This is a genomic window from Tardiphaga sp. GW822-FHT04G09 (genome assembly GCF_058800725.1).
The window spans coordinates 220,959-246,366 of record NZ_JBXAMO010000002.1 but is presented as its reverse complement, the minus strand read 5'-3'; the positions used below and the strand labels follow the sequence as shown (position 1 = coordinate 246,366).

The window sequence follows — 25,408 nt, the reverse complement described above, 5'->3', positions numbered from 1 at the left end:
AGCGTTATATTTTTGCACAGCCGCACTGTCCGGAAGCGCGTCAAACACTGGAATTTTCGAAGCAAAACAACGTGATCCACAGAACAATCGACTGCGTTCGGCGGGGTTGATGAATCGTGCGGCGTCGGTCCATAAGCGTTTTGCGACGGCGGTATGACCCGCCACAGAATTTCGAAGGAATCTCCACGCGTGGCAAACATCAATAAGAAGATCGCAGACGAACTTGGCGTGCGCGAACAACAGGTCGCGGCGACGGTAGAGCTGCTCAACGGCGGCGCGACGGTGCCGTTCGTTGCGCGCTACCGCAAGGAAATCACCGGCGGTCTCGATGACGCACAACTGCGCACGCTGGAAGAGCGCCTGACTTATCTGCGGGAGCTCGAAGAACGCCGCCTCGTGATTCTGGAATCGGTGCGCGAACAGGGCAAGCTCGACGCCGCGCTGGAAGCAGCGATCATGACCGCCGACACCAAGGGCCGTCTCGAAGACATCTATTTGCCGTTCAAACCGAAGCGCCGCACCAAGGCCGAGATCGCCAAGGAAGCCGGCCTTGAGCCGCTGTCGGAACTGTTGCTGACGGAGCCGCAGAACGATCCGAAGAAAGTCGCAGAAGCTTTCGTCAATGCCGAGAAATCGGTCGCCGATGTTGCCGCGGCACTCGACGGCGCCCGCGCCATTCTCGTTGAGCGTTTCGCCGAGGACGCCGACCTGATCGGCGCGCTACGCGAGCAGATGTGGTCGAATGGCCTGATGGCCTCGACAGTGCGGACCGGCAAGAAGACCGAAGGCGAGAAGTTCAAGGACTATTTTGAATTCAGCGAGCCGCTGCACAAGCTGCCGTCCCATCGCATTCTCGCGCTGTTTCGCGGCGAGAAGGAAGAGATCCTCGATCTCGCAATGCAGCCCGAGCCGGTGCCGGCGACGCCTGCCCCCACCACCACACCGAGTTCTTATGAACTGAAGATCATGAATCGCTTCGGCGTCTCCGATCAGGGCCGCCCCGGCGACAAGTGGTTGATCGAAACCACGCGCTGGGCCTGGCGCACCAAGATCCAGGTCCATCTCAACATCGACCTGCGTATGCGGCTGTGGACTGCGGCGGAAGAAGAAGGCGTCCGCGTGTTCGCGTCGAACCTGCGCGACCTGCTGCTCGCAGCTCCCGCCGGCGCACGCGTCACCATGGGCCTCGATCCCGGCTTTCGCTCCGGCGTGAAAACCGCAATCATCGACGCCACCGGTAAAGTCGTTGCGACGACCACGATCTATCCGCATGAGCCGCAGCGCCAATGGGATGCTTCGCTCGCGACGCTCGGCAAGCTTGCCGTGCAGCACAAGGTCGACCTGATTGCCATTGGCAACGGCACCGCGTCGCGCGAGACCGACAAGCTGGCAATGGACCTGGTCAAGCTGCTGCCGGATTTGAAGATGTCGAAGATCGTGGTGTCGGAAGCCGGCGCATCGGTCTATTCGGCCTCTGCCTTTGCCTCCGAAGAACTGCCAGAGCTCGACGTGACGCTGCGCGGCGCCGTCTCGATCGCACGCCGCCTGCAGGATCCGCTGGCCGAACTGGTGAAGATCGATCCCAAGGCGATTGGCGTCGGCCAGTATCAGCACGATCTTGGTGAGAGCAAGCTGGCGCGATCGCTCGATGCGGTGGTGGAAGACTGCGTGAACGGCGTCGGCGTGGACGTGAATACGGCATCGGCGCCGCTGCTGGCACGCGTGTCCGGCATCGGAACCGGATTGGCACAGAGCATCGTGCAGCACCGCGATGCCAACGGCCCGTTCAAGTCACGCAAGGCGCTGAAGGAGGTGCCGCGGCTTGGCCCGAAAGCGTTCGAACAATGCGCAGGCTTCCTGCGCATCAATGACGGCGAGGATCCGCTCGACAAATCCGGCGTGCATCCGGAAGCCTATCCGCTGGTGCGCAAGATACTCGAAGCCACCAAGAGCGACATCAAGGCGCTGATCGGAAATGCCGAGATCCTGCGCAAGGTGCAGCCGAAGGCTTTCGTCGATGACACGTTCGGCCTGCCGACGGTGACCGACATCCTGAAAGAGCTCGAAAAGCCCGGCCGCGATCCCCGCCCCGCCTTCAAGGCCGCGGTGTTCATGGAAGGCGTCGAGAAGCTCAGCGACCTCAAGCCCGGCATGGTGCTCGAAGGGACCGTCACCAACGTCGCGGCCTTCGGCGCATTCGTCGATATCGGCGTGCATCAGGACGGCCTCGTGCACATCTCGGCGATGTCGAAGACCTTCATCAAGGATCCGCGCGAAGTCGTGAAGTCAGGCGACATCGTCAAGGTGAAGGTGCTGGAGGTCGAAGTCGCCCGCAAGCGCATCGCCCTAACGCTGCGCATGGATGACCCCGTCGGTGCCAAGGCCGACCGCCCGCAAGCCGATCGCGGTCCGCGCTTCAACGAGCGTCAGATGACGTCGCGTGCGCCCGCCGCCAAGCAGGACGGCGGTGGCGGTGCGTTTGCCGAGGCGTTGCGCCGCGCGGCCGAAAAGGGCGCGGGCAAAGCGAAGTAGTCTTGCTTAACCTCTCCCCGCATTGCGGGGAGAGGGAGCTCACGGCCGGTGCGTTACGTCGCTTTCTCCAACTCCACAGCCAGCGCCAGAATATCCTCGTCGCAATCACGGCCGCCCATGATCGACAGTCCGATCGGGCAATCGTCGAGCTTCGCCACAGGCAATGACACCTGCGGCGTCCCGGCATGGCCGGACACACAAAGCAGTTCGATCGCGCGGGCGCGGAACACGTCGAGTGTCGCATCCGGCGTGTTGCGCAGCGGCGCAATGCCCGGCGCGGTCGGCAACAGCATGACCGTATCGGCGGTCAGCAGCGACAATACCCTTTCAACAATGGCCTTGCGCATCGCGCGCGCGGCGGCGATCTCCGCCGGATCGAGCACCGCCGCTGCCGCGAAGCGCTCCTTGACGCCGGGGCCGAGTTTCGGCTGGGTGGCCTTGATCCACTCGCCTTGGGCAGCCCAGGCTTCTTCCGACTGAACAACGCGAAAGGTGTTGCGCCAGGCACTGAGCTCACCGCCTGCGACATCCACCTCCTCGCTCGCGCCAACCAGCGCCTTGATGCGATCGACCGACGGCTGCAGCAGGTTGCGAACCTTCTCGTCGACGGCCCTGAACAGGTCGCTTGCGATCAGAACCTTCTTCACCCGGCGCGGAGCACGCGCCTTGTCGAGCAGCACCTTGCCCACCTCGACCATTAATTCCGGCGTGCGCGCGAACCAGCCAACCGTGTCGTAGCTCGGCGCCAGCGGCACCGCGCCGTCGAGCGGAATACGGCCGTGTGTCGTGCGAATGCCATAGATGCCGCAATAGCTCGCGGGCAAACGTACCGAACCTCCGGTATCGGAGCCGATGGCGAAGTCGACGAGGCCACCCGCGGTCGCCGCGGCCGAGCCGCTGGACGATCCGCCGGGAATGCGGCCGGGCGCGGCGGGATTGATCGGCGTGCCATAATGCGCGTTCTCGCCGTTGAGGCTCCAGGCCAGTTCATCGGTATGCGTCTTGCCGACCAGCTTCGCGCCGGCATTCAGCAACCGATCCACGATCGGCGTCGACTTTGTCGGCACGGGATGTGTCGCCAGCCATTCCGGGCTGCCGGCGCCGGTCGGCACATTGGCGAGATCGAAGAAATCCTTCAGTGCAAAGGTCAAACCTGCGAGAGGCCCCTCGGTCGTCGTCTGCACTTCGATGTGGCCATGATCCACAAAGGCATTGAGCGTGTCATTGATCGGCATCGAAGTCTCCGTACGGCAAAAGGACGCCCTCTTCAGCTGGGCTTGAGCAGACTGGCAGCCGGCTTGATGAAGGTCCTGATCCCGCTCTTGAACCCGAACAGCGGCTGCGCGATCTCGCATACCGCCTCTGCCTTAGTCTCGCAATCGAGCACCACGAGATCGGCGGGATTGCCGACGGCGATGCCGTAATGCTTCAGGTTGAGCAGCTTCGCCGATGCTGACGTCACGAGGTCGAGACACCCGGCGAGACCGTCGATGGCGCCGACCTGCAGCACATTGGCATAGAGATTGACCATGCGGATCAGTGAGACATCGCCGAACGGCGTGAACGGATTCAGCACGTTGTTGGTGGAGATATTGGCGTTCACGCCCATTGCACGCAGTCTGTGCGCCGATGTCACCCCGCGCGGCACGTTGTGGTCGCTGTCGCGGCCGGTCAAAAACAGGTCGGTCGCGGGCAGCACCGTGACCGCAACGCCCGCATCCGCGAGCCGCTTCGCCGCCGCCTCGAAATCCGCGGGCGGCATCGCCGACAGCTTCGTGGCATGGCCGATGGCGACACGGCCGCCCCAGCCGGCCGCTTCCGTCATGCGGCAGACTTCTTCGTAATCGGACCGTGTGGGATTGAGATCGAAATCGAGATGGAAATCGATATCGACGCCGAACTCCTGCGCGATAGCGAATATCCTAGCGATCTGGCCGTTCGAATCCTTGTCGATATAGGGCACGCCGCCGATCAGATCGGCGCCCTCCCTCATTGCCTGTAACAGGACATCCTCGCAGCCGGGATCGTCGAGCAATCCCTCCTGCGGAAACACGCAAAGCTGCAGATCGATCGCCCAGGCGTAATCCTGCTTCAGCTTCTTCAGCGCGCGAAAGCTGGTCAACCCGATCCGTGGATCGACTTCCACATGGGTGCGCATGCGATTGGTGCCGTGCTTGATCGCCTTCTCCAGCGTCTTCGATCCGCGCGCGTAAACGTCCTCTTCGGTGAAGTCGCGCTTGGCCCTGGCGACTTCGCTGATCACCTCCGCGAGCGTACCGTTCGCGCAATTGCAGCGGCCGAGAAGGCAGGATTTGTCGAGATGGATATGCGTCTCAACGAAGCCCGGCACGAGCAACCGCCCGCCAAGATCCTGATCCGGCGCCACGCCGCGCGGCAGGCCGATCTCGATGGCCTCGAACCGCCCGCCGCGAATGCCGATATCCACCGGACCATCGGGCCCGTCGGCAATGCGCGCGTTGCGCAGGATGAGGTCGAAGGTCATGGAAGGACTCCTGAAGAGGCCACGCCACCGATCGGGACGCAGCGAAAGCATAAGCACGGGCAAGCAAGGCATATGCCAAGGCGCATGCGATCCAAACCGGTATTAACTATCTGAAATTACATTAATATCCTCAAAAAATCCTTCAGCGAGCGCCCAATAATCAGTCGTCGCGCACAAAAATTGTATACGATCTGATACATCTACCGAATACAATTCCGGCACCGGTTTTGCTATGATGGCATCAGCATCTGTCCGCAGGAGAAACCCGATGTCGCAATCCCCCACCGCGCTTGCGCCCGCTACCGATGAAACCACTCAGGCCGCCGACCTCGTCGAGCGGTTTCTCGTCGCCTCGATGGTGCCGGATCCGGAAACTGCCGGTACCTTCATGGCGGCCGACGTCGCGATCACCTTCACCGGCGGACGCAAGTTCAAGCATCCGCGCGATGCCACCGCGTTCAACGCCATGCGCTACAAATGGGTGAAGAAGAAGATGGAGCGCACGGATGTGTCGCCCGGGAATGGCGAGACTATCGTCTACAATACCGGAACGCTCTACGGCGAATGGCATGACGGCACGGCGTTCGAAGGCAATCGCTATGTCGATCGCTTCGTGGTGCGCGACGGCAAGATCGTGAAGATGGATGTCTGGAACGACAGCGCCGAACGCATTCTCGTGCGCATGGACATCGAGGCTTAATCAGCTTCGTTTTGTCGAAAGGGCCCTCGCAATGACGAGGAGCCCTTGTCGCCTTACTTCACGTTCTTCAGCAACTCGACATTGGCAACGACTTCCTTCGCGACGAGGTCGTCCATCGCTTTCGGCTCCATCGGCATAGGCTCGACGCCGATCTTCTTCAGCGCTGCCTGCATCTCCGGCTTGGCCAGAACCTTGACGCCGGCATCATGCATCTTGCTGACGATCTCGGGCGGCGTCTTGGACGGCACGAACACGCCGATCCAGCTTTCGCTGACGCCATCCTTCAGACCGACTTCGGTCATCGACGGCACGTCGGGCAGTTCATTGCTCCGCTTGTCGGTCGAGACGACGAGCGCACGAACCTGCCCTTCCCTGATGAGGGGTAGCGCCGTGGCAGCCGGGCAAAAGTAAAAATCGATGCGGCCACCGAGAATGTCGGCGATCACTTCAGGGCCGCCGCGATATGGCACGTGGGTCGCCTCGAAATTGGCAGCGAGACGGAATTTCTCGGCGCTGATATGTACGGCGCTGCCGACACCGACCGAACCGAAATTGATCTGCGATCCCTTCACCTTCGCATCCTTCAGGAAATCATCCACCGTCTTCCAGGGCCGTTCCTTCGGAATGATCATGATTTGCGGGCTGGAGCCGATCATGATGACGGACGACAGGTCTTTCGACGTGTCATAGGGCAGGTTTGGAAAGATCGCCGGCGTGATCGCCAGCGCCGAGGAATGCGCCAGGATGCTGTAGCCGTCCGGCTCCGCCTTTGCCACCGCGTTAGTGCCGATCGAGCCACCGCCGCCGACGCGGTTTTCGACCACGATGGTCTGGCCGAGTTCAGGGCCAAGGCGCTCGAAGAATATCCGCGGCACCACATCGGTGGCGCTGCCGGGGCCAAACGGAATGGTGGCCTTGATCAACCGGGTCGGCCAGTTGCTTTCGGCCTGCGCCGCGACAGACGACAACAGCACACCGGCGAGGACACACGACCACCGCACAAACTTATTCATACCTTGCTCCAACAATACCATTCGACGGCAATGGCGGCCCAATGATCGGGCCAATCGCGGCAACGAAGCAAGTTTCGGACCGTTTGAAGCCTAAAACAACGCCCAAACGCGCGGTGATCCAGACCAGACAAAGGACAACACCGGCCTCACCATACGGGCAAGGCCGGCAGTCTGCCTACTTGGCCGCCACCTCGCCCTTGAGCAACACCTTGTTGTCAGCGATCTCCTTGACGAGCAGAGCATCCATCTCGGATGACTTCATGGGCATCGGCTCGACGCCGATCTTCTTCAGCGAAGCCTGCATGTCGACCGTATTCAGCACCTTGATGCCGGTCACATAGAGTTTTTCGATGATCTCTGGCGGAGTCTTCGACGGGACAAACACACCGAACCAGATCGAACTATCTGCATTCTTGAGACCTGCATCGATCGGCGTCGGTACCTCCGGCAGATCCCGCACCCGGGTCGGCGTCGATACCACCAGCGCGCGGACCTGACCTTCGCGAATGAGCGGGAGTGCCGTGGCGAGCGGGCAGAAATAGAAGTCGATGCGGCCGCCGATGATGTCCGTGATGACTTCAGAGCCCCCGCGATAGGGGATGTGCGTGGCCTCGAAATCGGCGGCGGCGCGGAATTTTTCCGAACTGATATGCACGGCACTGCCGACGCCCACCGACCCATAATTGATCACCGTGCCTCTGGTCCTTGCAGCGGCCAGGAAATCCTGAATCGTCTTCCATGGCCGCTCGTTGGGCACGATCATCACATTGGCCGCATAGCCAATCATCAGCACCGAGGACAGCTCCTTCGTGGTGTCGTAGTTGAGGTTGGGAAAGATCGCCGGCGCGATGGAGATGGCGTTGGTCTGCGACAGCAGCGTGTAGCCGTCCGGATCGCTCTTCGCGACGGCGCCGGTGCCCACCGAGCCACCGGCGCCCACCCGATTCTCAATCACGATCGGCTGCCCCAGCTCCACGCTCAGCCTCTCGAAAAAGAGGCGCGGGACCACGTCGCCCGCACTGCCGGCGCCGAATGGATTGACGGCCCTAATCGGCTTCGTCGGCCAGTTGGTGTCAGCCTGCGCAGCGCTGCACATCAACACACCCGCCAGCACACACGACAATCGCCAGGACTTGTTCATCGCTCGCTCCAGTTGCGCCATTCGATGCGAATGGCAGCTCATGGAGTAAAGCAAAAGCAAGAACTGGACCGGCGAGGACCTAGAACGACGTCCCGGCCCGCGGCTTTTTCTCCGGCACTTCCGGCTCGGTCGGCACCGGTCCGATGCGCAGCGCTGTGATGCGGTTGCGCTCACGGCGCAGCACGCGGAAGCGGAAGTTGTAGAAGGTGAAGCTCTGCCCGCGTTCGGGGATGGAGCGTGCTTCGTGAATGACGAGGCCGGCCACCGTTGTCGCTTCGTCGTCCGGCAAATGCCAATCCATGGCACGGTTGAGATCGCGGATCGGTACCGAACCATCGACGACGACTGAGCCATCCGCCTGGTTACGCACACCAGCCACGACCACGTCATGCTCGTCAGCGATGTCGCCAACGATTTCTTCCAGCAAGTCTTCCAGCGTCACCATGCCTTCGACTTCGCCATATTCGTCGACGACGAGGGCAAAGTGGGTCTTGCGGCGACGAAATGCTTTCAACTGATCCGACAGCGGCCGCATTTCCGGAACGAACCACGGCGGCAGCGCGATGCTGGCGACGTCGATCTTGGCGGTATCGCCATCGACGGCGCGGATCGCGCGCAGCAGATCCTTGGCGTGCAGCACACCGATGATGTTTTCCGGCTTCTCGCGCCAAAGGGGAATGCGGGTATATTCGGTGGCCAGCACCTCGCGCACCAGCTCTTCCGACGGCAGGTCCGCATTGAGCGTCACCATCGCCGTGCGATGAACCATGACGTCGGACACCGCGAGATCGCCGAAGCGAAACACGTTCTGGATATATTCGGCCTCGCCCGACGCGATGCCGCCATGTTCCGCAGACTCGCCGACCAGGCCTTCGATCTCCACACCGGTGAGGATCTCATGCGGTGATGCTTCCTGCACGCCGAGCAGCGCCAGTGTGCCGCGCGACGCCGCATTGAGCAGCCAGTTCAGCGGATAGAACAGGATATAGGACGCATAGAGCGGATAGGCGATCCATTGCGACACTGGCTCCGGCTGGCGGATCGCCAATGTCTTCGGCACCTGCTCGCCGATCACAATATGCAGCGAGGAGAAAACAAGGAAGCCGGTGAGGAAGGAGGTAAAGTGCAGCGCCGATTCCGAGAGGCCGAGCGGATCGAGCACCGGCTTCAGCAGCGCGGCGACCGTGGGCTCGCCGACCCAGCCAAGGCCGAGAGAGGCCATTGTGATGCCGAGCTGGCAGCAGGCCAGATAGGCTTCGATATTGCCCATCATGCCCTGCAGCAGGCGCGCGCCGAAGCGGTTCTGCTCGACCATGCTCTTGACGCGGAAGCCGCGGCTTTTGACCAGCGCGAACTCAGCCGCCACGTAAAACGCGTTGGCGGCGAGCAGGAAGATCGCGATCAGCAGATTGACGGTAATCGAATTCATGAAAGTCCTGCGACGGCGCCGGCTTTGGTAGTTCCCAAACCGGACGCGGTCAGTTCTATCCCGTCAGCTTCCGATGCAGAAAGGCGCGAACAGTCGCGGGATCGACATCGCTGGCGATCACGGCCTGGCCGACGGCCTCCAGCAGAATGAAGGTGAGCTTGCCGCGCTTCACCTTCTTGTCCTGCGCCATCAGCGCCATCAGCGTGTCCGCATCCGCAAGGCCTTCCTGCGCGAAGCCGGCAATGTCCTCCAGCTTCGTCGGCAGCCCCACATCGGCGAGATGGTGCTGCACGCGGGTCGCATCGCTCTCTGAGATCATGCCGAGCTGCGCCGACAGTTGCGCGGCCAGCACCATGCCGACCGACACGCCCTCGCCATGGAACAGCCGGTCCGAGTAGCCGGTCACCGCTTCCAGCGCATGCCCGAAGGTATGACCGAGATTGAGCAACGCGCGCTCGCCGTTCTCGCGCTCGTCGCGCGACACGACACCGGCCTTGGCGCGGCAGGAGGTGGCAATGGCGTGTTCGCGCGCTGCACCGCCGCGCATGACCTCGGCATGATTGGCTTCCAGCCAGGTGAAGAACTGGTGATCGCCGAGCACACCGTATTTGGCGACTTCCGCATAGCCCGAACGAAATTGCCGTGGCGACAGCGTATCGAGGACCGCCGTATCGGCCACAACAAGCACCGGCTGATGGAACGCGCCGAGCAGATTCTTCCCCTGCGGCGAGTTGATTCCGGTCTTGCCGCCGACGGAGGAATCGACCTGCGCCAGCAGCGATGTCGGCACCTGCACGAAATCCACACCACGGCGCACGATCGCTGCGGCAAAGCCGGCGAGATCGCCGACCACGCCGCCACCCAGCGCTATGACGAGATCGTTGCGCTCGATCTTCGCTGCGATCAGGGCTTCGGAGACTTTTTCGAGTCCGGCATAGCTCTTCGAGCTCTCGCCTTCGTCGACGACAATGTGCGAGGTCGGAATATCTGCCGCCGCGAGCGACGCTTCGGTCGCCGCCAACCAGTGCTTGGCAACGGTCTTGTCGGTCACGATCGCAGTTCGCACGCCCGGCCGCAGCCTGGCGATGCGCGCACCGAGCGACGGCAGCACGTTGCGGCCGATGACGATGTCATAGGCACGGTCGGCCAATGCGACATCCACAGTAATCGGCTCGGAATGCTTTAAGGGCGCAGTCATAGTTGAGAACTCAAGGGATCGCCTGTCGGTTCGGAAATGGCGGAGGCCGCGTGCGGGCGGAACAGATGTTCATGCAGCGCGATGATGCTTTCATCTACGATCTTCTCATGCGGCACGTCGCGCGAATCGATCGTGATGTCGGTCTGCTCGTAGAACGGATGCCGCGCCTCGATCAGCCGCGCGATGGTGGCGGCGGGATCCGCGGTCTTCAGCAGCGGCCGGTTTTCCCGGCGCCGGACCCGACGCAGGATCACGTCGGCATCGGCCTTCAGCCACAGCGAGATCGCCTTGTCGCGGATCTTCTGGCGAGTGTCCTCACGCAGGAAGGCGCCACCACCGGTCGCCAGCAGGATCGGTCCACTGTCCAACAGCCGGGCGATCACCCGCGCCTCACCGTCGCGGAAATGCGGTTCGCCGTGGACTTCGAAAATGTCGGGGATCGACATCCCGGCCGCCGCCTCGATCTCGTTGTCCGCGTCGACAAAAGGCAGCCGCAGTCGCGTCGCCATGCGCCGGCCAATGGTCGATTTGCCCGCCCCCATCATGCCCACCAGCACGACCGAGCGCTTTCCCAGCGCCGCGACGATGGCGGCCTCCTGGGATGCGCTGGCAATCGCCGGCAAGATGGTCTCGGACATCAAAAACACCTGCAAAATCAGTGAGCGACAAGGGATCGCAGAGGTTTGCCGCATTCCGGTCACCTATACTACCCCCAGCGCCAGCGTTGCCAGTACCTCTTGCAGTCTGTATCCGAACGGGGTGACCGCCTCAGGCGGAACGAATCGTCCCATTTCGCCGCCGAGTTCCCGAATCATGCCCAGCCTGTTCCGCTTTTTGACAGTCGTCGCGGTGATCGGCGGCGTGGTCTATGGCGTGATCTTCGCGCTGGCCAATTTCGTCAATCCGAAGCCACGGGATATGACGGTCACCATCCAGCCGGATAAATTTCTCAAGAAATAGCCGTGCGCAGCAGGCGCATGAAGAGCTGCATGTCCTCCGCGAATTTCGGACCAGCCCCCTCCGCGTGCTTGATGCCATCGATCGCGGCGACAATGACGCCCGCAACATCGGCTGGTCTGGCTTGCAGTGAGCCGAGGCTAATCCTGCCCGCGGTTTCCGCATCACTCAGCGCTTGCGCCAGAAGGGCTATCAGTCTGGCCCGCGCGGCAAGCGTTATATCCTTGGCCAGAGCCATGTTCGCGTCGAACAGTTCAGTCGCATCCGGACTGCCGACGAAGGGCGCAATGAGTTCACGCTGAAACACGGCTACCGCCGTTTCGATGCGACTGAACACGTCGCCCGCGCCGGCAAGCGCTGCTTCGACTTCCCGCATCGTCCGGGCGTGGGCCCGGATCGATCCTGCTCTGAACAATTCTTCCTTGCTGTTGAAGCTCAGATAGAGCGACGCCCGCGAAATTCCCGCCGCGCGCGCAATATCGGCCATCGACGCCTTGCGAAAACCGTGACGGACGAACACCGGCAAAGCGGCATCCAGAATGTGATCGGATTTGGCGTCTCGTTCGCTCATTCAGACAGATTGACAGTTCATGTCCAATGCGTCAAAAGACGATTAGACATAATTAGTCCATCTGTCTAATCGATATATCCTATAGAGGTCAGGAGCGAACATGCATTCAGGATTGGCCGACAATCGAGGGGTCACCGTTCTCGTCACAGGCATCGGCGGCTTTCTGGGCGGGCATGTCGCCCGGCAACTACTGGCCAACGGCTACTCCGTCCGCGGTAGCGTTCGTCGCATGAGCGGCTGCGACAGGATCGCCAAGCAAATCTGTGCGGCGCCGACGGACTCGCTTTCGCTCAGTTTCGTCGAAGCCGACCTCTGCTCCGATATCGGATGGGATGCCGCCGTCGCAGGCTGTCGCTACGTCATCCACGCAGCATCGCCGTTTCCGGCAGACCTTCCGAAGGATGAAAACGAACTGATCCAACCCGCGCGGGACGGCGCGTTGCGTGTACTACGTGCCGCACATCATGCAGGCGTGACGCGAGTGGTGCTGACCTCCTCGATTGCGGCCACCAATCACGGGAGTGGCAAGGCGCCGTATACCGAAGAGAACTGGACCGATCCGAGGGGCAAGCGGGCCACGCCCTATTACAAATCCAAAACGCTGGCCGAACGGGCGGCATGGGCCTTTTCCGCACAAACCGGGCTGGATCTCGCCGTTATCAATCCCGGGATCATTTTCGGACCTCTGTTGGGTCCGGACTACGGCACGTCGATCGGGCTGGTTCAACAGATGATGAGCGGCAAGCTCAAACGTGTGCCGCGCTTCGGCGTCGCAGCAGTCGATGTCCGCGATGTGGCTGACGCGCATATCCGGGCGATGACCCATCCGGATGCGTCAGGTCAGCGCTTCATCGCAGCGGAGCAGTTTCTGTGGATGCGCGACATGGCGGCCGTACTGGCGCGGTCATTTCCGAACTATGCGCCGGCTCTGCCCTCGGGCGAAGTGCCAAACTGGATGATCAAGGCGATGGCGCCGTTCAGTGCGCGGTCGCGCATGATCGTCCACGAACTCGACGTCGATCTGAGCGTCAGTGCCGCCAAGGCGAAGCGGACGCTCGACTGGCAACCACGGCCGGCCGAAGAGGCCATTCGCGCCAGCGCGCAAAGCCTGATCGACCACGGGCTGCTCGCGACCTCCTGAATTCTCACACCTCACAACAACGGAACCAGCCCATGACCTCTTCCATCGTTGATCCGAAAGAGCATCCGAACGCGGACGCCATCCGCGGCGTCGAACGCGCGCGGCTTCGTGCGCTTGTGAGCGCCGACATCGGAGCGGCAGAGCCACTGCACGCCGCAGACTTCCAGTTGATCACGCCGATCGGCGCAGCGCTATCAAAAGCCGAATATCTCGGCGCCGTTGCAGGCGGCCACATCAAATATCTGACATGGACGCCGGGTGACATCACCGTGCGGCTGTATGGCACCAGCGCCGTGATCCGATATCGCGCTCGCATTGAGGTCGTGTTCGGAGGCCATAAGGTGCCGCCCGGCGACTATTGGCACACCGACGCTTATGAAATGCGCGACGGGCATTGGATGGTGGTCTGGTCGCAAGCCACATCGATAACCCCACTCGCCTGCCCCTTATAAAAACTGCGCGTGCTCCAGGCTGCTGCAGCGGACGAAAACCGCTGCTGCAGCCCGGATCATGGGTTATGATGGCACATGACCACTTCCTCCGACGCCAAGCTCTCCAACCTGTTCCTCGACATGCTCGCCGCCGAACAGGGCGCCGGCGTGAACACGCTCGACGCCTATCGCCGCGACCTGGAGGACTTCTCCGAATTCGCTGCCGGCGCGAAATCCAGTTTTGCCGGTGCCGACACCCAGTTGCTGCGCGATTACCTGGAAGACCTCGACGAGCGCGGCTTCAAATCGACCACGGTGGCGCGGCGCCTCTCCGCAATACGACATCTGTTTCGCTTTCTGCTCAGCGAAAAAATCCGTACCGACGACCCCGCCGCCATCCTGTCGGGCCCCAAGCGCGGCCGCAGCCTGCCCAAGGTGCTGTCGATCGCCGATGTCGACCGCATGCTGGTGCAGGCGCGAAGCCAGGCACAGAACGTCGAGGCCTCGGCCCAGCAACGACTGCGCGATGCCCGGCTCTACTGCTTGCTTGAAGTCCTCTACGCCACCGGGCTTCGCGTCTCCGAGCTGGTCTCGCTACCGCTCACGGCGGCGCGGCGCGATGCGCGGATGATCGTGGTGCGCGGCAAGGGCAACAAGGAGCGGCTGGTACCGCTCAATGAAACTGCCAAACAGGCAATGGCCGAATATCTCGCCGCGATGGCTGAACTGCAGAAGATCCAACCTAAAAAGGGGGCCGCCTCGAAATGGCTGTTTCCGTCTTTCGGCGAGAGCGGCCACCTCACCCGGCAGCATTTCGCGCGCGATCTGAAAGAACTCGCCGCAGTATCCGGCATCGCGCCGCGGCTGGTCTCGCCGCACGTGCTGCGCCACGCCTTTGCCAGTCATCTGCTGCATAACGGCGCCGATCTTCGCATTGTGCAGACGCTGCTCGGCCACACCGATATTTCGACGACGCAGATCTACACCCATGTGGTGGAAGAGCGGCTGAAGAGCCTGGTCCGCGACCTGCATCCGCTGGCTGAGAAATAGCGCTCAGCGCGGCAGCGGCTCCGCATCGCCGATACCGTCGGCCTCATCGTCGCGCCGCATCCCTGAGGTCGGCACCAGCACCGGCTGCAGCGCCGGAATCAGCCGCGAGCGCTCGCGCTTGGCGGGGATCGCGCGATAGACCTGTTTGGTGGCTTCAACGATATGCACGCCGGCAAAGGGCATCGACAGCGCCGCGCCTATCCGCTCCCAAGCCATCGCCGAGCGCAGGAACCAGCCCATGCCTACGGGCGGCATGAATAGCGCCTCGCTCCATGCCGTCGGCGTAAACCAGGTCTGCCGCAGCAATTGCGTGATCTGCGAGCGTGAATAGGGGCGGCCGTGGCCGAACGGGGTCGAGTCGGTGCGGGTCCAGACACCCCGGCGATTCGGAATCACCGCCATCATCCGCCCGGATGGCGCGAGCACGCGCCAGACCTCGCGGAGCAGACCTTCCGGATCATCGGACATTTCCAGCGCATGAACCAGAATGATGCGATCGACGGCCGCATCCTGCAGCGGCAGCGAGAATTCATCCACAAGTGTGGCCAGCGCGGGCTTTGCCGTCGGCCATTTCAACACGCCCTGCGCCGCCGGCATGAAGGCGATGCACCGTTCGGAATTCTCCCGGAACAGGCCGAGATACGGCGTGGGGTAACCCAGACCGAGCACGCGCAGGCCTTCGGCGTCCGGCCAATGCGCCTGGATGCCGCGATTGATCAGCCGCCGCGCGACGATGCCAAGGCGGCGCGAATAAAAATCCCGGAGATCGATCACATCGATGGTCATGATGGCTTTCTAACACGTCACGACGCGCTACGATCCCCCGAATCGCGCATTGCCCGGGAAGCGTTAACGCCATATGTCAGAAATGCCGTTGACGGTTACCGGACGATTTGAATTACGGAGATATCATGGCTGCTGAAATTCGTGTCTTCCCCTGCCTGTCCGACAATTTCGGCTACCTGATTCATGATCCGCAGAGCCTGAAGACCGCTGCGATAGACGCGCCGGAGGCCGGCCCGATCATGAAGGTGCTGCAGCGCGAAGGCTGGAAGCTCACAGATATTCTGGTGACGCATCACCATGCGGACCATGTCGGCGGCATCGCCGAGCTGAAGAAAACCTATGGCTGCCGGGTCACCGCACCGCACGATCAGGGCACGGCAATTCCCGAAGTCGACGTCCGCGTCGCCGAAGGCGATACGGTGCAGGTCGGCGCGCTCACCGCGCGGGTGTTCGAGACCCCCGGCCACACCCTCGACCATATCTGCTATGTGTTCGACAGCGAGCTGGCGCTGTTCTCGGCCGACACGCTGTTTTCGGGCGGCTGCGGCCGGGTATTCGAAGGCACCTATCCGATGATGTGGCAATCGCTGAAGAAGCTGCGCACATTGCCTGACGACTACCGTGTCTATTGCGGCCACGAATACACCACGGCCAACGTCAAATTTTGCCTCGGCATCGATGCCAATAACGAAGCACTGAAGGCCCGCGCCGACGAAGTGGCGCAGCTGCGTGCTGTCAACAAGCCGACCATTCCGGTGCTGCTCGGGCTTGAGAAGAAGACCAACGTGTTCCTGCGCGCCGATGATCCAGCCATCGCCGCCGCCGTGCGCCTCAAGGGCTACAGCGAGGACGACGTGTTCGCCGAGTTGCGCGAACGCAAGAACAAGTCCTGATGGCGACCAGGACACCAACTGCGGCCGAGATCATCGCGACGCTCGGCCTGCAGCCGCATCCCGAAGGCGGACACTATCGCGAGACATTTCGCGACAGTCGCGTGGACGCCAGCGGGCGGGCGGCCTCCACGGCGATCTATTTTCTGCTGACGCGTGGCGAACGCTCGCACTGGCACCGCATCGATGCCGTCGAGATCTGGCACTATCATGCTGGCGCTCCGCTCACGCTGGAAATCGCCGACGACGCCGGCCAGCGCACGATCACGCTTGGGCCGGACGTTGTTGCAGATCAACAGCCGCAAGGCATCGTGCCGCCACACGCCTGGCAGGCTGCCGCAACCACCGGCGACTGGACGCTGGTGGGGTGCACCGTTGCGCCGGGATTCGATTTTGCGACATTCGAGCTGGCACCGAAAGACTGGACACCAGCCTAACCACGCTTCCAGATCATATCCTTCGCCGCGATCAAGCCGCCGCCTGCAATCAGCGCGGCCGCGACCGCAATATTCGCGCTCGCCTGCGCGAATCCAGCGAGGATCAGGAACGACGTCGACAGCAGTGGCGTCGCGTAGGACGCGGCACCCAGCACACGGATGTCGCCGCGCTTCATGCCGATATCCCATGCGAAGAATGCGGCACCGACGGGACCGACACCCAGCGCAGTGATCGCCGCCCATGCCAGCGGCCCCGACGGCCACGCGGTACCCTCCGTAAAGAGGTGCACGGCGAAGGCCAGAAACGCGGCCGCGGCGCAATTGCGCACAACGGCGTCGGTCGGCACCTCCCTGAGACGGCGCGACAGTACCGAGTAGCCTGCCCAGACGAAGGCCGCAGCCAGAGCCGCAACAAAACCTGCCACCTGGGATGACGACGCCACGAGATTGAGGTTTCCGGCCAGTAACAACACGGTACCGACCAGCCCGAGCAATGCACCGATCACGTGATGAGCGCGCAGGTGTTCGCCCGGCAGCAGCGAGGAAAACAGCACGATGAGCAGCGGCCACAGATAATTCAGGAGGCCTGCTTCGGCAGGCGGCGCCAGACGCAACGCCACGAAATACAGGGCGTGGTAGCCGAACAGGCCGCCCACGCCGATCAGTGATGCGCGCCATGGCTGGTTGAACATCAGTGCGGACGGCCGTACGACCAGGCTCGCCACGACACCAATCGCGAACGTCATCGCCATCAACTGAAACGGCGGGATTGTCCCCGTCGCCACCGTCAGGACAGATAGCAGAGACCACATCAATATGGCTGTAAGGCCGATCAGGGTGGCGGTGCGAGGCGTCATCGATCCAGTCTATGTTGGACGACGCCTAGCACATCACGCGTGATATTGCCCGCCATTGATGGTCATCGTCGAGCCCGTCACGAAGCCGGACTCATCGGCGGCCAGGAACACGACGGCACGCGCGATTTCCTCGGGCTCGCCGAGGCGATTGACCGGGATCTGCGGCAGGATGTTCTTCTCAAGCACGTCCTTCGGCACCGCCTGCACCATTTCGGTGTTGATGTAGCCGGGGCAGATCACATTCACCGTGATGCCGAGCTTGGCATTCTCCAGCGCCAGCGCCTTGGTGAAGCCGATGTCGCCGGCCTTGGCCGCGGAATAATTGACCTGGCCAAACTGGCCCTTCTGCCCGTTGATCGATGAAATGTTGATGACGCGGCCGAACTTGCGCGACCGCATGCCCTCAATCACCTGTCGGGTCACGTTGAACAGCGAACCAAGATTGGTGTTCACCACCTTGTTCCACTGCTCTGGCGTCATCTTGTGGAAGGCGCCATCCATGGTGATGCCGGCATTATTGACCAGCACATCGACCGGCCCGAGTTCGGCCTCGACCTTCTTCACGCCTTCGGCGCTGGCTTCGAAGGAAGCCACATCCCATTTGAAAACGGGAATGCCGGTCTCGCTCTTGAATTTCTCGGCGGCGGCATCGTTGCCGGCATAGCTCGCGGCAACCTTGTATCCCGCAGTCTTCAACGCCTTGCTGATCGCAGCGCCAATTCCTCGTGTTCCCCCGGTCACCAATGCTACGCGCGGCATGATCGATCCTCCACCAATCTCTTTTGTTGTTATAGCTTCGAATTAATCCGGCGATACGAAGAACATCAAGCAGAATTGGAGCATCAACTGAAAATGCCCGGCGCGAAGCGCCGGGCATTTTGTTGTAGCAGCGTGTGCAGTGCACGCGCGAGCCGATGTTTTCGGCACGCGACGCGCAAGAATTTTGCGCCGCGCGTAAGGATTAGTCGCGTGCAATGCACATCGCGATGCCCATGCCGCCACCGATGCACAGCGTGGCAAGGCCCTTCTTCGCGTCGCGCTTTTCCATCTCGTGCAGCAACGTGACCAGCACGCGTGCGCCGGACGCACCTACCGGGTGACCGATCGCGATGGCGCCGCCATTGACGTTAACCTTCGACGTATCCCAGCCGAGGTCCTTGTTCACGGCGCAGGCCTGCGCAGCGAAAGCCTCGTTGGCTTCGATCAGGTCGAGATCGTTGATGGTCCAGCCGGCCTTCTTGAGCGCAGCGCGCGATGCGGGGATCGGGCCTGTGCCCATGATCTTCGGATCGACGCCGGCCTGGCCCCACGACACGATGCGCGCGAGCGGCTTGAGGCCTTCCTTGGCGGCCTGCTTGGCGGTCATCAGCACCACGGCAGCAGCGCCGTCATTGATGCCCGATGCGCTGCCTGCGGTGACGGTACCGTCCTTCTCGAAGGCCGGGCGCAGCTTGGCCATCGCCTCGATGGTGGCGCCGTGACGCGGATATTCGTCGCTGTCGACCACGGTGTCGCCCTTGCGGCCCTTGATGGTGACCGGGACGATCTCGTCCTTGAACTTGCCGGCCTTCTGCGCAGCTTCCGCCTTCTGCTGCGACGCCACAGCGAACTCGTCCTGCTGCTGGCGCGTGATCTGGTACTGCTTCGCCACGTTTTCGGCGGTGTTGCCCATGTGATAGCCGTTGAAGGCATCCCACAGACCGTCCTTGATCATGGTATCGACGAATTCCACCGGACCCATCTTCACGCCGCCGCGCAGATACTGCGCATGGGGGGCCATGCTCATGGATTCCTGACCGCCGGCAACGACGATTTCCGAATCACCATTGAGCAGCGCCTGATACCCGAGCGCGACCGTGCGCAGGCCGGAGCCGCACAGCATGTTGACGCCCCAGGCCGACGTTTCCACCGGAAGGCCGGCAGCGATCGACGCCTGACGCGCGGGGTTCTGGCCCTGCGCCGCAGTGAGGATCTGACCCATGATGACTTCGGAGACGCGCGCGGGATCGATCTTGCCGCGCTCAAGCGCTGCCTTGATGGCAATGGCGCCGAGATCGTGCGCCGGCATGGTCGCGAAAGCGCCGTTGAAGCTGCCGACTGGTGTGCGGGCAGCGCTGACGATGACGACATCGTCTGACATGGACATCTCCTGTTGTTGAGGTTTTTCGACGGTCAGAGCCAGAATGGCGGGGCCCGCGTTGCGAACTATCCTGTTAACTGAGGAATGGACTGTCAATTGGCCAGAGGCCAAATTACGGCCGCAACGCACGCAAAATGGCACGGATGTCGCTTTGCATAGCACAATACTGCTGCCATTTTAACCGTGACGCACAAAACGGTAGCCGAGACCCTTTGAAAGTGCTTACTTTATTGCATTGCGTTGTTCGACAACCTTATGGCGCGCTGCCGTAAGGTTCCCTGTCCTCGGTCCGTATGTGTGAGCCCCATGGCGAAATCAGATCAACCCACGACAATCAAAAAATACGCGAACCGCCGGCTTTATAATACCGGAACAAGCACTTACGTGACGCTTGAGGATCTCGCTGCGATGGTGAAGGACGGCGAGGATTTTCTCGTCTATGACGCCAAGACCGGCGACGATATCACCCGCTCGGTGCTGGCCCAGATCATCTTCGAACAGGAAAACAAGGCTGGCCAGAATCTCCTGCCAACCACTTTCCTGCGCCAGTTGATCCGCTTCTATGGCGACAGCATGCAGATGGTCGTGCCGAAGTATCTCGAGCAGTCCATCGACAGCCTGACGCGTGAGCAGGAGAAATTCCGCAAGCAGATGACGAACACGTTCAGCATGACGCCGTTCGCGCCACTTGAGGAAACCGTCCGCCGCAACATGGAGCTCTTTCAGCAGACCTTCGCGATGTTCAAGCCGTTCGTGCCGCCGCGCGGCGGCGCTGCCGCACCGGAGCCGGAAAAGGCATCGGAGCCGACTTCTGAGGCTGCCGACACCATGGACGACCTGCGTCGCCAGATGAAGGAAATGCAGGAACGCCTCGAGCGCATGTCGCACGAGCCGAAGCCAGAATAATTCGGGCTCACTTATCGGAAATCGGGACGACGCCGACCGTGGCTACGCTTACGGTCGGCGTTTCCATTTGATGAGTGCAACACCACGATGGCGAAGTCACCCACCCCACTCACTCTCGACCGGCTTGACACCCCGATCGGCATCGCGCTGCTGGTGACGAACCACGGCGGCGCACTCTGCGCCCTCGACTGGATCGATTACGAGACACGTTTGCGGACTTTGCTGCGTCGTTACTATGGCGCGGTTGAACTCACGAACAACGCAGCGCCGTCCGAAATCCGTACAGCCCTCTCGCGCTATTTCGACGGCGATCTCGACCAACTCGATGGCATCACCTGCCATATCCCCGGCACGCCATTTCAGCACAATGTCTGGGCCGCGCTACGCAAGATCCCTGCGGGCAGTACACTCAGCTACGGCACGCTGGCGGCACAACTCAGCGTGCCCACAGCGACCCGCGCCGTCGGCCATGCCAATGGTGCCAATCCCCTGAGTGTCGTCGTGCCTTGCCACCGCCTGATCGGTGCCAATGGTTCCCTCACCGGCTATGGCGGCGGCATCGCGCGCAAGCGATGGCTGCTGCAGCATGAGGGCGTCGAGGTGAAGTAATTACGCCGCCGGCTTCTCCGCTGCATCGCCATGCGCGAGCAGATGGATCAGCGCGCGCTTGATCGCAGCCTGACGTGTCGGAGCATTGATCTGCGCCCCGAGCAAATCGGTGACGTAGAACACGTCTCGTGCACGCTCGCCGAAGGTCGCCACATGCGCGGAGGCGATGTTCAGATTGAGCTTCGAGATCGCCGTGGTCAGCTGATACAGCAGACCGGGCCGGTCGAGGCCGGAGACCTCGATCACCGTGTAGCGATCCGACCACTGGTTGTTGACGATGACTTCCGGCTCCACCGTGAAGGCCCTGATCTTGCCTTTCGTCGTGGCGCGCTTCGCCACCGTTTCCGGCAACCGCACCTTACCTTCGAGCACGTCCTCGATCATGTCGCCGATCCGTGTCGCACGGCGGCCTTCGTCGTCATCTCGATCGTATTCCCGGGAGATCGCGATGGTGTCGAGCGCGCGGCCATCGGTCGTCGTGTAGATCTGCGCGTCGACGATATTGGCACCTGCCGCAGCGCATGCGCCAGCGATGATCGACAGCAACCAGGGATGGTCGACGGCCAGAATCGTGAGCTCGGTGACGCCGCGGGCTTCATCGAACCCGACATTGATCGCCAGCTTGTGCCCTGCCTCTTCCGAGGCGCGCAGGAAACGAGCATGGCGAATCTTGCGTTCGAGCTCGACCTTGAGCCAGTAGGCCGGATAGTGCCGCAAAATATAGGCGTTGAGATCCTGCTCGGGCCACTCGGTGAAGGCACGACGGAATTCGGCCTGCGCCGACGCGATGCGCTGGGCGCGATTGACTTCCGAGAAACCACCGGTCAGCACCGGCTCGGTTTCGTAATACAGGGTTCGGATCAGCTGCGCCTTCCAGCCGTTCCAGACGCCGGGACCGACGCCGCGAATATCGGCGGTGGTGAGAATCGTCAGCAGCTTCATCTGCTCGACCGACTGCACCACGGCGGCGAAATTCTCGATGGTCTTGCTATCCGACAGGTCGCGCGATTGCGCCACCGTGGACATGGTCAGATGCTCCTCGATCAGCCAAGCGACGAGATCGGTGTCGGCGGCGTTGAAGCCGAGCCGCGGACATAGCCGCCGCGCGACCTTGGCGCCGGCGATCGAGTGATCTTCCGGGCGTCCCTTGGCGATGTCATGCAACAACACAGTGATATAGATCACCGCACGATGTTCCGGGCGGATCTTACGCATCAGGTCGCTAGCGACAACGAACTCGTCATTCCCGCCGCGCTCGATCTCCTGAAGGATGCCGACACACCGCAGCAGATGCTCGTCCACCGTGTAGTGGTGATACATGTTGAACTGCATCATCGAGACGATGCGGCCGAAGGCCCGAATGAAATGACCGAGCACACCGGTCTCGTTCATCCGCCGCAGCACGATCTCGGCATTATCCGAAGTCAGGATCTCCATGAACAGCGCGTTGGCTTCGGGATTCTCGCGTATCTCCGGCGTGATCAGCCGAAGCGACCGCGTTGCTGTCCGCATGGCATCAGGATGGAAGGCCAGATTGTGCTTCTGTGCCAGCCGGAAGAACCGCATCAGATTGATCGGGTCTTCCTTGAACACGTCGGGCGCAGCAAGGTTGATACGGTTGTTGTCGATGATGAAGGCGTCGCTGTCCGGCAGCCGGCGGCGATGCATCTCGGGACGCAGCTTGGCCATCATGCGCGTCAGCGCCGGCGCCGGCTTGGCCTGCTGGTCTTCGAGCTTGGCGCACAGGATTGCGGTGAGATCGCCGACTTCCTTGGCAATCAGGAAGTAGTGCTTCATGAAGCGCTCGACGTCCTGCATGCCGGGATGCGACGTATAGCCGAGGCGAACCGCGATCTCGCGCTGCAGGTCGAAGGACAGCCGCTCTTCAGGACGTTTGGTCAGGAAGTGGATATTGCAGCGGACCGACCACAGGAAGTCTTCGCAACGCTTGAAGGTGCGGTATTCCTGCGGATCGAACACGCCGCGCGCCACCAGCTCCTTGCTGTCGCGCACCCGATAGACGTATTTCGCGATCCAGAACACGGTATGCAGATCGCGCAACCCGCCCTTGCCGTCCTTGACGTTGGGCTCGACCAGATAGCGCGACTGGCCGCCACGGCGATGGCGCTCCTCGCGTTCGGCGAGCTTGGCGGTGACGAATTCGGCGGCGGTGCCCTGCACCACTTCGGTATCGAAGCGCGTGACCAGTTCGTCGTAGAGAGCCTGATCGCCGGTGAGGAAGCGCGTTTCCAGGATCGCGGTGCGGATCGTCATGTCGCCGCGCGCCTGGCGAATCGATTCATCCACCGAACGCGTGGCGTGGCCGACCTTCAGGCCCATGTCCCACAGGCAATACAGAATGACCTCGGCGACCTGCTCGCCCCAGGCGGTCTGCTTGTAGGGCAGGATGAACAACAGATCGATGTCAGATTCCGGCGCCATCAGCCCGCGGCCATAGCCGCCGGTAGAGACCACCGCCATGCGTTCGGCACCGGACGGGATTGGCGAATGATACAGATGCTTCGTCGCCGCAGCGAACAGCATGCGGATGATCTCATCCTGCACGTGGCAGAGCTGCTCAGCGCAGCGCCGGCCGTGCCGGTCTTTCAGCAGCACGGCCTCGGCGGCTTCACTGGCCTTGAGCAGTTCAGCCTTCAGCAGCTTGGCGACCGCGGCGCGAAACAAATCGTTCTTGCCGCGATGCTGCGCTGCAAGCGCGTCGATCTCGGCGGTGATCCGCGGCGTATCGAACTCGGTTTCGGTCGTGAGTTTGGCTTGTGTAGCAACGCTGTCCATGAACAACCCGGATATCGGACGGCGCAAGCGCTGTCACGGTGATTGTAGCCCCACAGCTAGTCCATGCTGCCTTTTGCGCAATCCGGGCAACAACGTTCTCGCGGCGGTGTCTTTGACGCATCATATCTTCTCGTTGACGAAACGCCATAACCAATTGAAATTAAAGCACGTTTTCGCACGCAGAGCGACCCGGACGTGATGCCATGACGCCCGCCGGATGCAAGTGGCTTTCGAACCTCACGTTTCGTCATTCCATCAGGGAGAGACCAGAATGTTCACGATGTCACGGCGCGCTGTTGCCGGTCTGATTGCTGCGGCTGCACTGCTGCCCGGAGCTGCCTTCGCCGCCGAGCCGCTCAAGGAAATCCGGCTCGATTGGGCGACCTACAATCCGGTCTCGATCATCCTCAAGCAGAACGGCCTGCTGGAGAAGGAATTCGCCAAGGACGGCGTGAAGATCACCTGGGTGCAGTCGGCCGGCTCCAACAAGGCGCTCGAATTCCTCAATGCCGGCTCCATCGACTTCGGCTCGACCGCGGGCTCCGCTGCGCTGGTGGCCAGGATCAACGGCAATCCGATCAAGTCGGTCTATGTCTATTCGCGTCCGGAATGGACCGCGCTGGTGACCGGCAAGGACTCCAAGATCGCCTCCGTCGCCGACCTCAAGGGCAAGCGGGTCGCGGTGACCCGCGGCACCGATCCCCACATTTTCCTGGTCCGCGCTTTGCTTGGCGCCGGGCTCACCGACAAGGACATCACCCCGGTGCTGCTGCAGCATGCCGACGGCAAGGCCGCGCTGATCCGCGGCGACGTCGATGCATGGGCCGGACTCGATCCCATGATGGCGCAGGCCGAGGTCGAGGACGGCGCCAAGCTGTTCTTCCGCAAGCCGGACGCCAACACCTGGGGCATCCTCAATGTGCGCGAACAGTTCTTGAAGGACTATCCGGATGCGGCGCGCCGCGTCCTCGCCGTCTATGAAGACGCGCGGAAATATTCGCTGGAGAACTATCCCGAGCTGAAGAAGGCCTTCATCGGCGTCACCAAGCTACCCGACGCGGTTGTCGACAAACAGCTCAAGGAGCGCACCGAGCTGACCCACAGCCGCATCGGCGCACCCCAGCGCGAGTCGATCCTCGCCGCAGGCCTCGCTCTGCAGCAGGCCGGCGTGATCGACGCTAAGGTCGATGTGAAGGCGACGGTGGATGCGCTGATCGACGATCAGGTGCCGCTGCCGAAGAGCTGACGCTCTTGCACCTGCGAAACCACCCTTCACCCTCCCCGCAAGGGGAGGGTGAAGCTTTTGACCACCTTGTAAACC

At 62.0% G+C, this 25,408-nt stretch carries 24 protein-coding genes; 11 read left to right on the top strand and 13 right to left on the bottom strand.

Features of this window, described 5'->3' with window-relative positions:
- Positions 1-189: 189 nt before the first annotated feature.
- Entirely contained in the window at positions 190-2,532 is a 2,343-nt protein-coding gene (locus tag AC1RLZ_RS04905) for a Tex family protein (RefSeq protein ID WP_493187704.1), read from the top strand.
- A 53-nt stretch (positions 2,533-2,585) separates the two neighbouring features.
- On the opposite strand, the gene AC1RLZ_RS04900 is transcribed toward AC1RLZ_RS04905, so the two are convergent.
- Together AC1RLZ_RS04900 and AC1RLZ_RS04895 are read right to left on the bottom strand one after the other, a co-directional pair.
- On the bottom strand, positions 2,586-3,767 hold the full coding sequence (locus AC1RLZ_RS04900) for an amidase (RefSeq protein ID WP_493187703.1): 1,182 nt from the start codon (positions 3,765-3,767) through the stop codon (positions 2,586-2,588).
- A gap of 32 nt (positions 3,768-3,799) precedes the next feature.
- Complete coding sequence (locus tag AC1RLZ_RS04895; RefSeq protein WP_493187702.1) at positions 3,800-5,035, bottom strand: amidohydrolase family protein; 1,236 nt, start codon at positions 5,033-5,035, stop codon at positions 3,800-3,802.
- A gap of 268 nt (positions 5,036-5,303) precedes the next feature.
- Here AC1RLZ_RS04895 and AC1RLZ_RS04890 point away from each other — a divergent pair, with 268 nt between their 5' ends.
- On the top strand, positions 5,304-5,735 hold the full coding sequence (locus tag AC1RLZ_RS04890) for a nuclear transport factor 2 family protein (RefSeq protein WP_493187701.1): 432 nt from the start codon (positions 5,304-5,306) through the stop codon (positions 5,733-5,735).
- A gap of 53 nt (positions 5,736-5,788) precedes the next feature.
- Here the strand turns inward: AC1RLZ_RS04890 and AC1RLZ_RS04885 are convergent, their stop codons facing one another.
- The 5 genes from AC1RLZ_RS04885 to AC1RLZ_RS04865 form a co-directional block, all read right to left on the bottom strand.
- Positions 5,789-6,748, bottom strand: coding sequence for a Bug family tripartite tricarboxylate transporter substrate binding protein (locus tag AC1RLZ_RS04885; protein ID WP_493187700.1), 960 nt, complete (start codon positions 6,746-6,748; stop codon positions 5,789-5,791).
- 175 nt (positions 6,749-6,923) lie between these two features.
- On the bottom strand, positions 6,924-7,889 hold the full coding sequence (locus tag AC1RLZ_RS04880) for a Bug family tripartite tricarboxylate transporter substrate binding protein (protein WP_493187699.1): 966 nt from the start codon (positions 7,887-7,889) through the stop codon (positions 6,924-6,926).
- A gap of 79 nt (positions 7,890-7,968) precedes the next feature.
- Positions 7,969-9,318: a hemolysin family protein gene (locus tag AC1RLZ_RS04875; RefSeq protein WP_493187698.1), complete on the bottom strand. Its 1,350-nt coding sequence runs from the start codon at positions 9,316-9,318 to the stop codon at positions 7,969-7,971.
- A gap of 55 nt (positions 9,319-9,373) precedes the next feature.
- Positions 9,374-10,516: a 3-dehydroquinate synthase gene (aroB, locus tag AC1RLZ_RS04870; protein WP_493187697.1), complete on the bottom strand. Its 1,143-nt coding sequence runs from the start codon at positions 10,514-10,516 to the stop codon at positions 9,374-9,376.
- On the bottom strand, positions 10,513-11,154 hold the full coding sequence (locus AC1RLZ_RS04865) for a shikimate kinase (RefSeq protein WP_371421994.1): 642 nt from the start codon (positions 11,152-11,154) through the stop codon (positions 10,513-10,515). The genes aroB and AC1RLZ_RS04865 overlap by 4 nt, the downstream gene beginning before the upstream one ends.
- A 175-nt stretch (positions 11,155-11,329) precedes the next feature.
- Between AC1RLZ_RS04865 and AC1RLZ_RS04860 the strand changes: the two genes are divergently transcribed.
- Positions 11,330-11,476 carry a histidine kinase gene (locus tag AC1RLZ_RS04860; protein ID WP_092139789.1) on the top strand — a complete coding sequence of 49 codons (147 nt, stop codon included), beginning with the start codon at positions 11,330-11,332 and terminating at the stop codon, positions 11,474-11,476.
- Here the strand turns inward: AC1RLZ_RS04860 and AC1RLZ_RS04855 are convergent.
- Positions 11,466-12,044 carry a TetR/AcrR family transcriptional regulator gene (locus AC1RLZ_RS04855; protein ID WP_493187696.1) on the bottom strand — a complete coding sequence of 193 codons (579 nt, stop codon included), beginning with the start codon at positions 12,042-12,044 and terminating at the stop codon, positions 11,466-11,468. The two genes, AC1RLZ_RS04860 and AC1RLZ_RS04855, sit on opposite strands and share 11 nt — an antisense overlap.
- A 100-nt stretch (positions 12,045-12,144) precedes the next feature.
- On the opposite strand from AC1RLZ_RS04855, the gene AC1RLZ_RS04850 reads away from it, so the two are divergent.
- The 3 genes from AC1RLZ_RS04850 (at position 12,145) to xerD (ending at position 14,666) form a co-directional block, all read left to right on the top strand.
- Positions 12,145-13,185 carry an SDR family oxidoreductase gene (locus tag AC1RLZ_RS04850; RefSeq protein ID WP_493187695.1) on the top strand — a complete coding sequence of 347 codons (1,041 nt, stop codon included), beginning with the start codon at positions 12,145-12,147 and terminating at the stop codon, positions 13,183-13,185.
- Positions 13,186-13,217: 32 nt separating this feature from the next.
- Entirely contained in the window at positions 13,218-13,637 is a 420-nt protein-coding gene (locus AC1RLZ_RS04845) for a nuclear transport factor 2 family protein (RefSeq protein WP_493187694.1), read from the top strand.
- A gap of 75 nt (positions 13,638-13,712) precedes the next feature.
- Entirely contained in the window at positions 13,713-14,666 is a 954-nt protein-coding gene (gene xerD / locus AC1RLZ_RS04840) for a site-specific tyrosine recombinase XerD (RefSeq protein ID WP_493187693.1), read from the top strand.
- Between the two features lie 3 nt (positions 14,667-14,669).
- On the opposite strand, the gene AC1RLZ_RS04835 is transcribed toward xerD, so the two are convergent.
- Positions 14,670-15,452, bottom strand: coding sequence for a class I SAM-dependent methyltransferase (locus AC1RLZ_RS04835; protein WP_371421935.1), 783 nt, complete (start codon positions 15,450-15,452; stop codon positions 14,670-14,672).
- Between the two features lie 125 nt (positions 15,453-15,577).
- On the opposite strand from AC1RLZ_RS04835, the gene gloB reads away from it, so the two are divergent.
- On the top strand, positions 15,578-16,345 hold the full coding sequence (gloB, locus tag AC1RLZ_RS04830) for a hydroxyacylglutathione hydrolase (protein ID WP_493187692.1): 768 nt from the start codon (positions 15,578-15,580) through the stop codon (positions 16,343-16,345).
- A complete protein-coding gene (locus AC1RLZ_RS04825) occupies positions 16,345-16,779 on the top strand; it encodes a cupin domain-containing protein (protein ID WP_493187691.1) in 435 nt (144 codons plus the stop codon). The genes gloB and AC1RLZ_RS04825 overlap by 1 nt, the downstream gene beginning before the upstream one ends.
- On the opposite strand, the gene yddG is transcribed toward AC1RLZ_RS04825, so the two are convergent.
- From yddG to AC1RLZ_RS04810, 3 genes are all read right to left on the bottom strand, one after another.
- Entirely contained in the window at positions 16,776-17,636 is an 861-nt protein-coding gene (yddG, locus tag AC1RLZ_RS04820) for an aromatic amino acid exporter YddG (protein ID WP_493187690.1), read from the bottom strand. The two genes, AC1RLZ_RS04825 and yddG, sit on opposite strands and share 4 nt — an antisense overlap.
- Before the next feature lie 33 nt (positions 17,637-17,669).
- On the bottom strand, positions 17,670-18,395 hold the full coding sequence (gene phbB / locus AC1RLZ_RS04815; RefSeq protein ID WP_493187689.1) for an acetoacetyl-CoA reductase: 726 nt from the start codon (positions 18,393-18,395) through the stop codon (positions 17,670-17,672).
- A gap of 202 nt (positions 18,396-18,597) precedes the next feature.
- The gene (locus AC1RLZ_RS04810) at positions 18,598-19,776 is read right to left on the bottom strand and encodes an acetyl-CoA C-acetyltransferase (RefSeq protein ID WP_068732966.1); all 1,179 of its coding nucleotides are present in this window, start codon (positions 19,774-19,776) and stop codon (positions 18,598-18,600) included.
- 306 nt (positions 19,777-20,082) lie between these two features.
- Here AC1RLZ_RS04810 and phaR point away from each other — a divergent pair, with 306 nt between their 5' ends.
- Positions 20,083-20,682 (top strand): polyhydroxyalkanoate synthesis repressor PhaR, encoded by a 600-nt coding sequence (gene phaR, locus AC1RLZ_RS04805; RefSeq protein ID WP_493187688.1) that lies wholly within the window; start codon positions 20,083-20,085, stop codon positions 20,680-20,682.
- Positions 20,683-20,769: 87 nt separating this feature from the next.
- On the top strand, positions 20,770-21,291 hold the full coding sequence (locus AC1RLZ_RS04800; protein WP_493187687.1) for a methylated-DNA--[protein]-cysteine S-methyltransferase: 522 nt from the start codon (positions 20,770-20,772) through the stop codon (positions 21,289-21,291).
- Here AC1RLZ_RS04800 and AC1RLZ_RS04795 read toward each other — a convergent pair whose 3' ends face one another.
- Positions 21,292-24,087, bottom strand: coding sequence for a [protein-PII] uridylyltransferase (locus AC1RLZ_RS04795; protein WP_493187686.1), 2,796 nt, complete (start codon positions 24,085-24,087; stop codon positions 21,292-21,294). It lies immediately after the preceding gene.
- Positions 24,088-24,358: 271 nt separating this feature from the next.
- Between AC1RLZ_RS04795 and AC1RLZ_RS04790 the strand changes: the two genes are divergently transcribed.
- Positions 24,359-25,333, top strand: a complete 975-nt coding sequence (locus AC1RLZ_RS04790; RefSeq protein ID WP_493187685.1) for an aliphatic sulfonate ABC transporter substrate-binding protein — start codon at positions 24,359-24,361, stop codon at positions 25,331-25,333.
- Positions 25,334-25,408 lie beyond the last annotated feature (75 nt).